General features: G+C 35.1%; 9 protein-coding genes and 1 pseudogene. 1 reads left to right on the forward strand and 9 read right to left on the reverse strand.

The features are described from left to right. Window positions 1-4: 4 nt before the first annotated feature. The 5 genes and pseudogenes from ACZLXV_RS02405 to ACZLXV_RS02425 form a co-directional block, all read right to left on the reverse strand. Window positions 5-1066: an HD-GYP domain-containing protein gene (locus ACZLXV_RS02405; RefSeq protein WP_022223698.1), complete on the reverse strand. Its 1062-nt coding sequence runs from the start codon at window positions 1064-1066 to the stop codon at window positions 5-7. Between the two features lie 44 nt (window positions 1067-1110). Further along, the gene (locus tag ACZLXV_RS02410) at window positions 1111-1869 is read right to left on the reverse strand and encodes an amino acid ABC transporter ATP-binding protein (protein WP_482382373.1); all 759 of its coding nucleotides are present in this window, start codon (window positions 1867-1869) and stop codon (window positions 1111-1113) included. Window positions 1870-1949: 80 nt separating this feature from the next. Next, on the reverse strand, window positions 1950-2561 hold the full coding sequence (locus tag ACZLXV_RS02415; RefSeq protein ID WP_482382407.1) for an amino acid ABC transporter permease: 612 nt from the start codon (window positions 2559-2561) through the stop codon (window positions 1950-1952). Between the two features lie 204 nt (window positions 2562-2765). Further along, window positions 2766-3542 (reverse strand): annotated as a pseudogene (locus tag ACZLXV_RS02420) (amino acid ABC transporter substrate-binding protein); the annotation flags it as partial. Between the two features lie 276 nt (window positions 3543-3818). Next, on the reverse strand, window positions 3819-4187 hold the full coding sequence (locus tag ACZLXV_RS02425) for a rhodanese-like domain-containing protein (protein WP_367335531.1): 369 nt from the start codon (window positions 4185-4187) through the stop codon (window positions 3819-3821). A gap of 568 nt (window positions 4188-4755) precedes the next feature. Between ACZLXV_RS02425 and ACZLXV_RS02430 the strand changes: the two genes are divergently transcribed. Continuing rightward, window positions 4756-6444, forward strand: coding sequence for an alanine/glycine:cation symporter family protein (locus ACZLXV_RS02430; RefSeq protein WP_482382374.1), 1689 nt, complete (start codon window positions 4756-4758; stop codon window positions 6442-6444). 8 nt (window positions 6445-6452) lie between these two features. Here the strand turns inward: ACZLXV_RS02430 and ACZLXV_RS02435 are convergent, their stop codons facing one another. The 4 genes from ACZLXV_RS02435 to ACZLXV_RS02450 form a co-directional block, all read right to left on the reverse strand. Next, window positions 6453-7406: an AEC family transporter gene (locus ACZLXV_RS02435; RefSeq protein WP_482382375.1), complete on the reverse strand. Its 954-nt coding sequence runs from the start codon at window positions 7404-7406 to the stop codon at window positions 6453-6455. 436 nt (window positions 7407-7842) lie between these two features. Further along, a complete protein-coding gene (locus ACZLXV_RS02440) occupies window positions 7843-8796 on the reverse strand; it encodes an Abi family protein (RefSeq protein ID WP_482382376.1) in 954 nt (317 codons plus the stop codon). 229 nt (window positions 8797-9025) lie between these two features. Then, complete coding sequence (locus tag ACZLXV_RS02445; RefSeq protein ID WP_482382377.1) at window positions 9026-11644, reverse strand: FtsX-like permease family protein; 2619 nt, start codon at window positions 11642-11644, stop codon at window positions 9026-9028. Continuing rightward, window positions 11644-12324: an ABC transporter ATP-binding protein gene (locus ACZLXV_RS02450; protein ID WP_022223706.1), complete on the reverse strand. Its 681-nt coding sequence runs from the start codon at window positions 12322-12324 to the stop codon at window positions 11644-11646. The genes ACZLXV_RS02445 and ACZLXV_RS02450 overlap by 1 nt, the downstream gene beginning before the upstream one ends. Window positions 12325-12670 lie beyond the last annotated feature (346 nt).

The following is a 12670-nucleotide window of genomic DNA, read 5'->3' on the forward strand; positions in this document are numbered from 1 at the left end:
TCATCTAATCAAACTCAAACCTTTCATATACCGATGTGAAATCATTTTCAACAACAGTATGTGGCGCTATTGTCACACTTATATAATCTTTATCGTTACTAAGGTCAATATCCTTACCGCTATCAACAAGTCTGACTATAGGTCTGAGTGGATTGGAGGTATTCGATACCACAATCGCTCTCTCTCCGTTTGTCATTAACACATCAATACCTTTTGCATATACAGGTACTGCCTCCAAAAATGCTTCAACTGCATTTCTGTCAAACAGAACATTGCTTCCTCCCATAAGATATTCTATAGCTTCTGATAATGCATACGGTTTTTTGTATGGACGCTTTGAGGTTAGTGCATCATATACATCTGCAACATGTATTATCTTAGCATATGGTGGTATCTCATCTCCGACAAGTCTGTCCGGATAACCCGTTCCGTCCTCATTCTCATGATGATGAAGCACTGCCTGTTTTGTTCTCGCCGAAATAAGGCAATTCTCATCCAATATATCATATGAATATCTCGCATGTTCCTGTACTATTCTATACTCCATCATACTGAGTCTGCCCGGTTTATTGATAATTCCCGGGTCTATTTTCGTTTTTCCAATATCATGCATCAGTGCTGCCAAACAAAGTTCATACAACGATTCTTCATCATATGAAAGATATATTCCTATAATTGTTGATATGACAGCAACATTCACCGAATGCTTATATGTATAATTGTCATATGTCCTCAAATCTTTAATATCAAGCGAAATGCTCTTATCTTTCTCAAGAAGCTGACTGACAATATTTTTTGCTATTGATTTGAGCGAATCAATATTTCCCTCTTTGACTGCCTTGGCACCCTCATTTCTAAGTTCAATCGAAATAACTTCATCTATTTGGATTCCTCTTGACAACTCATCTTCAATATAAACTCCCTGATAACCTCTTATGGAAAGTCTTATAATATATTCTTTAGTAAGTATAGTATTCGCTGCAAGCAAAACCCTTCCATCATCATCAAAAACCTCTTTTGCAAGAACCATTCCCGATTCAACTTTTTCTATATTAATATATCTCATAAACCTATTCCCATTCAATAAAATTTTGCTCTGACTGTAATATTTTAAATTCCAAGACGTTTTAAAAATTCCTGTGTTCTGTAATTTTTAGGTGCATCTATAACTTCCTCCGGTGTTCCCTCTTCAACAATAACACCACCATCCATAAAAATAACTCTGTCAGAAACAGCTTTTGCAAATTCAATTTCATGTGTCACAACAACCATTGTCATTTTTTCTTCTGCAAGACTTTTCATAACCCTTAAAATTCCTGCTGTAATCTCAGGGTCTAGTGCCGATGTAGGCTCATCAAAGAACAGCATCTTAGGTTTTAATGCAAGTGCTCTTGCGATTGCCACTCTCTGCTGCTGACCTCCTGATAACTCACATGGATATGCATTCTCTTTGTCTTCAAGTCCCACTTTTTTAAGAAGTTCTCTTGCCTCCTTAAACACCTCGCTCTTTGGTCTTTTCTGATTGCATACCGGTGCATCGGTTATATTTTTCATAACAGAATAATGTGGAAAAAGATTAAAATTCTGAAAAACAAGTCCAAAATTCTGCTGTGCTTTTCTAATTGCGCTCTTGTCAGGATAAAACGCTGTTTCCCCTGCATTTTTTACAACCGCTTCCCCACAGTAAGATATATCTCCGCCATTTGCTTTTTCAAGAAAGGTCGCACACCTTAATAATGTCGATTTTCCCGAACCTGATGGACCTATAATAGATACAACCTCTCCCTCTTTAACACTTAAACTTATATCTTTTAAAACTGTTTTTTCATCAAAAGTTTTCTTGATGTGATTCATTTCTAATATGTTCATATTTATCCAAGCCTTTCACATATCTCTAAGTTACTATCTGTATTTATCATAGTTATCTAAACTTTCATCAGCAGACTTCTCTATCTGTAATAGTCAAGCTTTTTCTCTATCATTTCCATAGCGTATGCCACTATAAAGTTAAATATATAATAGAAAAGACCTGCCACAAAAAGCGGCATAACTGATGCCATGCTTGAGGATACCTGCTTCGCAACAGTAAACATCTCTGTATATGCAACTGCAAATGCAAGCGATGTATCTTTTACAAGCGTGATGACCTCGTTTGTAACAGGCGGCATTATTCTTTTTACCATCTGAGGGAATATAATCTTGAAAAATGTCCCTGCCCTGCTGTAGCCGAGTACCTCTGCCGCCTCTCTCTGTCCAACCGGTATACTCTGAATTCCCGAACGGTAAATCTCTGCAAAATAAGCCGCATAATTTAAAGCAAAACCTATAATAACAGCGTAAAAACGATATTCATATGGAAGCTTAATCTTAAAAATATAATATGGACCATAAAACACTACGAGAAGCTGAAGCATAAGCGGTGTACCACGCATTATTGATATATATATCTTTGCTATCCACTGCAAAACCTTTATCTTAGACATTCTCATAGCCGTAAGCGGAAGTCCAAGCGGCATTGAAAATACAAGTGTGAGAACAAATATAAGAAGTGTTGCCCCCATACCTTCCGATAATCTCAATGCTATATTAACAAAACTTTTTTTACCTGTATTTGCACTTGTACTTTCAGGTGCAACTGTTTCCTGTACGTCTGTTTTCTGTGGAGCAGGTGTTATTTTTGCCACCTCAGGAACTTTACCGCCGTCACTATATGTCTTGTCATCAAGGCTCAAACATGCACTGTCCTCAAGTTTCCATTTTTTAACTATAGTATCAAATGTTCCGTCCTGAAGCATTTCAAGAAGAGTTACCTGAACTTTGTCTCGAAGTTCTGTATTTCCACGCTTGAAACCGATGCCATACTCTTCTGATGAAAGTCTTTCATCAAGCATTTTGTACTTGTCACCTGACGCTTCAAGCTTGTAAGACGCAACACCTATATCCATACATATCGCATCAACCATTCCGCTTTCAAGATTCATAAACGCCGAATTGTAATCACCGACTTCTGTTATCTCCTTCATTGAAGCGGCAAGTTCTTTATTCTCCTTAGTCGCATCATCCCCTTTAAGGGCTGCAAGTGCTGAAGAATCAGACTGCACACATACAATCTTTCCTTTAAGGTCACTTAACTTTTCAATATCGGAGTCTTTATTTACAATAACTATCTGGGAGTTATCAACATACGGAGTAGTCCATGTATACTGCTTTTCCCTGCCATTCATTGTAAAACCATTCCATATACAATCTATGTTTCCAACCTTTAATTCGGTATCTTTGGCTTCCCAGTCAATAGGCTGTTTGACAAGTTCCCATCCATTTCTTTTTGCAACCTCTGCTGCAAGGTCAAGGTCAAAACCTATGTATTCGCCATCATCACTAAGATAACCATACGGTGGAAAACTTGCATCAAATCCCACAACAAATTTCTGCTTTGCATCTGCCTGCATTCCATGTCCAAAAATAAACATCACACCGACCATAATCAACATAAATTTTATCAGTCTGCCGGTTTTAAAAAATCTCTTGTCCATCATTTTCATCCAATCTGTTTTATTTTATGATATTCGAGTCAAAAAGTATTTTGACCCTTGCATCATTTTATTGCAAGATATAAAAATCAAAAACACAGCAAAATGCATTTACAAACGCTTTATACAGCCTTTGGCATAAATAACAAACAGCATGTCTCTGACTTTTACCTTTGCGTTTATATTAACATATATTTATCATGTTTGGGAAATTTTTTTAAGCCAAAAGGCAGCCATATATTCTAAAAAGAATTAGCTGCCTAAAAAAATACTGAATAAATTTACATTTTAATATTTTATTTTCCTGTATTTTTCAAACCCTCCATTCAGACTGACAACGGGATAACCAAGTTTTGCAAGGTCTCTTGTTGCATAAATACTTTGGTTTCCCCTGTCACAATAAAGAATTATAAGTCTGATACCTTTTTTATTAAAAATCTCTCTATCCTCATTCGTGATATAACTTCTTGCAAATATTCTTCTTATATCTTTCTCCAACAAACCAATATCTATCCAAACAGCTCCGGGAATGTGCTCTTTATCATAATCACTTTTATCCCGTAAATCAAAAATCAGCACATCTCTTCGACCAAGATAATTTTTAAGCTGTCGTGCCGGAAGAATACGAATTGAATTTTTGATATTATCAAAGGTCATAATTTTGTGTCTCCAATATATATTTTTAAGTACGCATAATATACCTTATACCATATATTATGAAGACAAACCGCATATTGTGTGTTAATATCTAAAAATATACTATAGAATCATTTTTATAATCACAAACGAATTCACATATTTACAACTTTTTAATTATAAAATATATCTAATTTTAAATGCACTAATCTATAATTACTCTTGCAATTATGAATAAATTGTAAAGTTTTTTGCATTTTTCTTCATATTTTGTTAAAAAAATATTGCTATTTTCCAAATATATGTTACAATGTCTCTTGTAGTTTACTAACATGTATAGCTGTTTTGAATATTCCTATTGGAGAGGGTGTACAGCTTTCAGCTTATACATTGTTTATTATTTGTTCCCACCTATTTATAAAAAAATCAGCCGTCTTATTTTTTTAATAAGACGGCTGATTTTTTATCTTGCCATAATTTTACATTTCTGATATACTAATCATAATTTAAGTAAACAATGGCGATTACGGAATATTCTGTAACCGCCATTTTCTTTATTATTCCCTATTTTTTTAGAAAGAGGTGTTATATGAACAGTTTTGTAAATTCTCTTACTGCCGTACTTGACAAAATCGATACTTTTGTTTGGGGACCTGTAATGCTTATTCTCCTTGTCGGTACCGGTATTTTTCTTACCATTAGAACAAAAGCTCTTTGCTGGCGCAATCTTCCATATGCATTAAAAAGTGTTTTGAGCAAAGAAGCAAGACAAAAAAAGGGGGATGGTGACGTTTCCCCGTTTTCGGCACTTACAACAGCTCTTGCCGCAACAATAGGAACCGGTAATATTGTAGGTGTTGCTACCGCAATGGTTTCCGGCGGTCCAGGAGCATTAGTATGGATGTGGCTCTCTGCTGCTTTTGGTATAACATCCAAATTCAGTGAATGCATGCTCGCCATAAAATACCGTGAGGTAAATGAAAAAGGTGAGATGTCAGGCGGTCCAATGTACACTATGAAAAAAGCATTCAAACATAAAAAAGCCGGCGCCATACTCGGATGGCTTTTTGCACTTTTCGCAGTTGTTGCTTCATTCGGAATCGGAAATCTTACGCAGGCAAATTCTATTTCAACAGCCCTCAGTTCAACATTCAACATTCCCGTTACTGCCACCGGAATTGTAATAACTGTTCTTGCACTTATAATAATCATCGGCGGTATCAAAAATATATCTAAAGTATCTCAGGTCGTTGTACCGCTTATGGCTGTATTTTATGTTATCGCAGGACTTATTGTAATATTCGGAAACATAAGCAATATACCATCAGGTGTCGCAATGATATTTAAGATGGCATTTTCCGTAAAAGCAGTCGGCGGCGGTCTTTGCGGCGGTATTGTCGCAAGTATGATGCAAGCTATGCGTTTTGGAGTTGCAAGAGGTGTATTCTCTAACGAAGCAGGAATGGGTTCTGCCGCCATCACTGCTGCCGCAGCTACAACTGATGACCCTGTACGTCAGGGATACATAAACATGACAGGTACATTTTGGGATACAATTGTTGTCTGCACAATTACCGGACTTTGTATTGCAAGTTCCGGCGTTCTCGGCTCAAAGGACATTGTAAACTCAGGACAGTACACATACACAAAAGAAGCTCACACTATCTCTGTAGCAACAAGAAACGGAAATAATATCGTAACTGACAATTTCGTCATAAAAGATGTCAAGACAGATAACGGAGGAACAACTCTTGTCATATCAAAAAATGATAAAGACATATCAATGACAAACAAAGAAGCGTCACTCACTTCAGATACCATAAATGCTGATAACCTCACAGGAACCTGGATAGATTCCTCTGAAAACGAATATGTATTTGAAAAAGACGGTTCTTATAAATATAAAGAACTTACTGTAGGCTCCGCACTCACCATAAAAGCATTCAAAACGGTTCTTGGAGATACCGGCGGATGGCTTGTATGTATCGGCATTGCTCTCTTTGCTTTTTCAACAATACTCGGCTGGGAATACCACGGTGAAAAAGCATTTGAATACATACTCGGAACCCATAAATACAACATGGTCTACAGAATAGTTTTCTCACTTATCGCATATGTCGGAGCAACAACAACACTCGAAATCGCATGGACTTTTTCCGACATTGCAAACGCACTGATGGCAATACCAAACTTAATCTGCCTGCTCGTTTTAAGCGGTACGATAGCTAAAGAAATGAATCGTTTCCAGGAAGTGCTGAAAAAGGAGAGAGGAAAGTAATATTTATATTACTGAATTAACATCAATGCTTTCATTAAAAATATCCAGCCCGTAAGCGTAATTGACGAAAAAAGAGTAGTACTGACTACTATACTTGCAGCTAATGTATCATCTCCATCCATATTTTTTGCCATTATGTAGGATGTAGGTGTGCATGGCGATGCAAGCATTATGACTATTGCAATCAATTTCTGGTCACGAAAACCAAAATTTGCCGCTATCGGCAGAAAAATTCCTGCAAGTACAACAAGTTTTATAAGCGATGCCACTATAGTCGGCTTTATCTTTGCAATTGCTTTTCTGCCCTCGAATGTCGCTCCTATTGAAATAAGTGCAAGCGGTGAAGCCATAACAGCCATATTGTTGATTGTTTTATCTATCATTCTCGGAAATTTTATATTAAAAAACGATGCTACAAGACCGAGAAAAATTCCGATTATTATAGGATTTTTCAATATATTTATAAGTGCATGTTTTATCTGGCTGTTGTCTCCGAAATTTTCTTTATTGTTGCTTTCCAAAGTCAGTATAATAACAGCAAATATATTGTAAAGCGGCACTGAACCTATTATCATAAGCGGTGCCATACCTGATGTTCCATATATATTCTGAATAAACGCTATACCGAGTATTGCAGCACTGCTTCGATAAGACCCCTGTACAAATGCACCTATCATACTCTTATCTCTCATAAATTTTTTAGCCAGAAACCATATTACAAGAATTGACGTAAGCGTTGCAATAAAACAAAAACCTACATATTTAAAATCAAAGTTCTTTCTTATATTTGTGTCAGCAAGATCCTGAAACACAAGACATGGCAGACATGCCTTAAACACAAACTTATTGGCGACCCCGGCAAAATGTTCATCTATCAATCCTATTCTCTTAAAAAAATGTCCAAGCACAATCACGGCAAAAACCGGAACTGTCGCATTCAGACTAAATAAAAAATTGTTCATCTCTAATCCTTTCCTAAAATAAATTTATTGTTAACATAACGCCACGGAATGCTCCATTGCTATGCAATTTTGGCAATCCTGCACAATTTATAGCATAGAAGCGAAATAGAGAAATGTCAATGACTGCAAATAAAATTCGCTGTGGCTTTTCACTTAAAGATTAATACGAAAAATAAGCAGTGATCTGTTATCTCTCAAACCGCTGCTTAAATTTTTGTTAAAACAATATCCAACTCTCCATACTGTATGTAAATTGACTTTCTGGATAGTAATTTTAAATAAGTATCTATTTTAATTCAGACATTTCCATTCACATAGTAAAATAGGCAGCTATTTCTTCTTAGCTGCCTACCCGCCAATGGAATATTTGGATTCGGGCATTACCCATGCCTTCCTACGGTCATTTTTATTGTATTCTTAAACCAATTTATTATTCCTACAAAAACAATATTCTATCGTATAAATCTTTCCAATTTGACGGAAGTATATTCATTTTATATACATCAATTTTTGCTCTTGAGACAAGCCTGTCTAGTTCTGTTTCCAACATATTTGCATCTTCTTGGGATAATATTTTCTTCAATGCATACAATCTGGAATAGAGGTTTGTATTATCCGGAAGAACATCTGAACTATCCTTGTTATCTGGAATCACCACAGAAGAAGTCATTCCAACTAACATAGAATGATGAGCACAATAATTTCTTAGATTTCTGACTGCATCTAACCATGTATCCATCTGCTTTGTCACTTCTTTTTTATAATTCTTCTGTGAATATGTATAATCTAATACTTCTTTTCTCAGATCACCTCGCAAATATGAATAAATTAACACCATTGTTCCCATTTCAAAATAAGAAAATGCGGCCCACACAGGTAATGCATTATTTTGACGAGTTCCACCTTTCCGATATTCTTTCAGTTCAGGGTGTTTTACAACATCCCTTCTCAGTTTCTCCTCGTCATTTTTTAACCCCACAAAAAATTTTGTATGAAAAAACAAAACATTTCTATTTCTAGTCTTTTTATCCTTCTCACTTTTTGTTGGCGTATAATATTGCTTATCCAAATAAAAGCCAGCATCTCCAGTCTTTAACGAAACCGCATTTGCTATGGCACTTTTAAAACGAATCTCTGCCTTTTTACAATACTTAAACAGCAACAATCTTAATTGTACATCAAAATTATAAAGTTCAAAGAAAACTTTTGAATCAGCCTTACTTCCAAACGCATTTACTTGTGTTAAAAGATATTTTCCATAACGACTTGCTCTGAAATATCCAGCATACCCAAGAAACTCTCTCATCTTTTTTCTTTGTCGAAAGTTTACATATTTCTTCATCAGCATGACTTGAGTTTCTAAATCTATCGGTAGTTCTGTATTTGGCATTTGTAACACCTCTTTCATAGTAAAAAAAAAGAATGGATATACCATTCTTAATCCCGCCAATGGAATATTTGGATTCGGGCATTACCCATGCCTTCCTACGGTCTATAATTATATTAGCACATAAGAATTAAATCATCAACTACTTTTTCAAAAAATCATAGATATACATAAAAAAATAGTTGCCGCCAAACAACAGCAACAACTATTTTCATATAAAGACCCATCCAAACTAAATATTCTCGTTTCTAAGTGTCTCAATCACATTATCTTTTTTAATCTTTTTCATAGTATAAATCATGCTTGCAAATACAACCACAAATATACTTGCTATTACCACGACAACACTTTGTATTGGAATATAAAATCCCACATTAAAGCCGTTTCCCATAACCCTGTACATTGCATAAGTAAACAGAACTGCCGCTATCATACCAAAAATAAGACCCTTTATTCCATAAAATGCACATTCATAATTCATCATTTTATTAAGACCTTTTTTAGTCATTCCGACCGATTTAAGCATTGCAAATTCCTGTCTTCTCAAAAGAATGTTTGTCGATATTGTATTAAATACATTTGCAATCACTATAAGTGATATCAATATGATAAAACCGTACGAAAAAACATTAACGATCAGCACCAAAGCATTGCTTATTTCTTTACTCTGTGTATTGTCATATATATATACTTCATTACTTCCTAATTTGGCTGCAGTAAAAGCATAAAGATTTTCCTGAGCTGCTGCATGTTTTTTTGCTTTAAAACCAAATTTATATGTGTTTTTTTTGATGACACCTGACGGTATATTCTTTATCTCAGAGTACGGACGCACTATTGTAATCATACTCTGTTCACTCATATCATCAACTGCCAGCGGAAGTTCCATATCGCATTTCACAACTTTTACATTCTGTGAAACAAATGCATCTTTTCCCGAATATTTTTTAAATTCCAGTTCTCCTTCATCTTCATCATTTGAATTTTCATCTAAACAATAGCTCTGTTCAAGTTTTTTATAACTTGTCACAATATCTACACTGAATCCCTTTTTTTCTTTTGCACGATAAAGCTTAATATCTGCATCTGATTTCAAAACATCATAAGAATAATTTTTCTGCTCATCATCATTGTACATTATTAAATGCTGCCATACCAATGTGTTGTTGTTTTTTAAATTATTTTTTTTTATGAAATCATGAAATGCATTATCTTCAATATAATATACCATAGCATCCATTCTTATGATGCCTTTTTTCTCATCTACCTTGTCAGAATCATTCTGTTTCAGTTGTTCAAGATACTCTTTATTTATATCACTTATTTTTATTTCAGCTACAGCATTATCGTAAAGACTATAACTGCAATCATCTATATTATCTACTCCCTTAAATCTCTTTAACGCATCGTCAACATTCTTAAACCCCTTATCCATGGCATCTTTTTCAATCGTCATAGACAAATCTGCTTTTGAATTGTTCTTATACACTTTCAAAGATGCCGACATATATGAGGTAAAGCTGTTTACCGCAACAAACAATGCCGTACTTACAGCTATTGAAAATATTGTAACTCTCTGTTTTCTTTTATTTCTCTTAAAATTTTTGTCTGCAAGTGTTCCCTCAAACCCAAACACTTTTGCCATAACCGGATTTACTTTTACATTTTTTCGCTTAAGTCCGGTACTTTCATTTTGTTTAAGTGCCTGTAAAACTGTAATTCTTACCGCTTTTAATGCCGGTATAAGTGCTGATATAAATACAGTAATAACTGTAACCGCTATCGCAATAATTACGCTTACCGCAGATATATGCATTTTAAGTGTATTTACCGATTCACTTGAAGTAATAAGCACGGCAAATTGTTTTCCAAGAAGATTTAATGTAATTCCTATTCCTGCTATTCCGCATATTATACCAATCGGAATACCTATTATACACAAAAGTCCCGCCTCAAAAAATACGCTTCTTAAAATCTGTTTTTTAGTCGCTCCTGCCGACTTTAAAAGACCAAACTGTTTTGTTCTCTCACTGACTGATATTGAAAATGCATTATGGATAAGTGACACTGAAGCAATCATTATTATCAACATAAGTATAGCTCCCATACCATACAAAGTCTTATTATAATTGCTATTTGAAGATTTTCCGTAAAATTTCAAGAGTGAACTGTTCGTATACCACTCCATATCATCAGTATTGTCTTTTTTTTCTTTGGTAATCTTTTGCATAATACCGTTAAGTGTATCTTCTGTTTTTGATATATTTTTACACTTGAAATATACAGCATAGGTTTCAGGCTTTGCAGCACCTTTCTTTGTATATATCTGCATATCATGCATCGAATCACCCGACACCTGTTGGCAAAAACCGGTAATTTCAAATTCTTTATCTTTACCGCCAACATCTAATTTCACTTTATCCCCTATCTTACAATTTTTAAAATATACATTCTTTGCCATAGATGTCATGATAATCTGTGAACTATTCTCAGGCATCGTTCCTTCTACCAGCTTGACGGATAACATTGACTTAAATTTGTCATCTATTCCCCTGAATGTAACTGCTTCTGATTCACCCTGATTTTTATATATCTCCACGATACTGCTTTTACTTACATTTCCTTCATCTTCACATATTTTTGTTTGTTTTTCGTCAATACCGTATATATGTCCATGCCAATCACCTGTCTGCTCTATAGACACATCAAGCATGTAATTTTGTAAGCTCACTATTATACTTGTAATTGCAACAAACATTGAAGTTGCAAGAATAATTCCGAGTATTGTCACAAGGGTTCGCACCTTATTTTTTTGAAGTGTACGCAATGTAAATTTATTTACGATATTCATTATCTGTTCACCTCATCTCTCGTAATACGACCATCTTCAATGGCAATTATTCGATCTGCCTGAAGTGCAATATTTTCATCATGTGTTATCATAATGAGTGTCTGATTGTATTTTCTGTTTGATTTCTTTAAAAGTTCCATTATCTCCTGACTGTTTTTACTATCAAGATTTCCCGTCGGCTCGTCTGCAAGTACAACAGAAGGTGAATTCATCAATGCCCTTCCTATTGAAACTCTCTGCTGCTGCCCTCCCGAAAGCTGATTTGGAAGATGTTTTTCTCTGCCATGAAGCCCCAAAAGAGCCACCATGTCCTGCAAACGCTCTCTATTTACCTTTCTTCCGTCAAGCTGTACAGGAAGTGTAATGTTTTCAACAACATCAAGCACCGGAATAAGGTTATAAAACTGATAGACAAGACCCACCTGCCTTCTTCTGAATATCGCAAGCTGCTCTTCATTCTGTTTAAAAACATCCTTGCCATCCATAAAAACTTTACCCGATGACGGCTCATCAACAGCCCCTAATATATGAAGTAATGTTGACTTGCCTGAACCGGACGGCCCTATAATAGCAACAAACTCTCCCTTTTCAACAGAAAATGAAACCCCATCTAAAGCTCTGACCTCATTTTCTCCCTTTCCATAAACTTTTGTCAGATTTTCTACTCTCAAAATTTCCACTCTATTTCCTCCATTCTTGCCAGTATACTGTATCATTGATATCGTACACTATTTTGCTCTTTTCTTATTTCTTTGGCGGGTCAAGCCACCAGATAGCAATTTGTATGTAAACATACTTTGCTATCTGCTTTTGACCCTTACATCATGGTTTTAATTTAGCATACACAGATTACAACCGGGTGACTTTAAAGTGACAATATTGTCATTTTATTAACAATTTTTTGAAAATAAATTACTATTTATTGAACATACATTCTTACTATGTTATACTTTTAATGTATAATTGAAACGAAAGCAGGATGTGATTTTCCGATGTTAGATGCCCTCTAGTTTATAAAGGAGGGTG

Source organism: Butyribacter sp. (assembly GCF_056818865.1).

Excerpts from the sequence above, each read along its gene's own strand:
- ACZLXV_RS02405 (WP_022223698.1), bottom strand. The coding sequence starts at position 1,066 with ATGAGATATATTAATATAGAAAAAGTTGAATCGGGAATGGTTCTTGCA.
- ACZLXV_RS02410 (WP_482382373.1), bottom strand. The coding sequence starts at position 1,869 with ATGAACATATTAGAAATGAATCACATCAAGAAAACTTTTGATGAAAAA.
- ACZLXV_RS02415 (WP_482382407.1), bottom strand. The coding sequence starts at position 2,561 with ATGGGGGCAACACTTCTTATATTTGTTCTCACACTTGTATTTTCAATG.
- ACZLXV_RS02425 (WP_367335531.1), bottom strand. The coding sequence starts at position 4,187 with ATGACCTTTGATAATATCAAAAATTCAATTCGTATTCTTCCGGCACGA.
- ACZLXV_RS02430 (WP_482382374.1), top strand. The coding sequence starts at position 4,756 with ATGAACAGTTTTGTAAATTCTCTTACTGCCGTACTTGACAAAATCGAT.
- ACZLXV_RS02435 (WP_482382375.1), bottom strand. The coding sequence starts at position 7,406 with ATGAACAATTTTTTATTTAGTCTGAATGCGACAGTTCCGGTTTTTGCC.
- ACZLXV_RS02440 (WP_482382376.1), bottom strand. The coding sequence starts at position 8,796 with ATGCCAAATACAGAACTACCGATAGATTTAGAAACTCAAGTCATGCTG.
- ACZLXV_RS02445 (WP_482382377.1), bottom strand. The coding sequence starts at position 11,644 with ATGAATATCGTAAATAAATTTACATTGCGTACACTTCAAAAAAATAAG.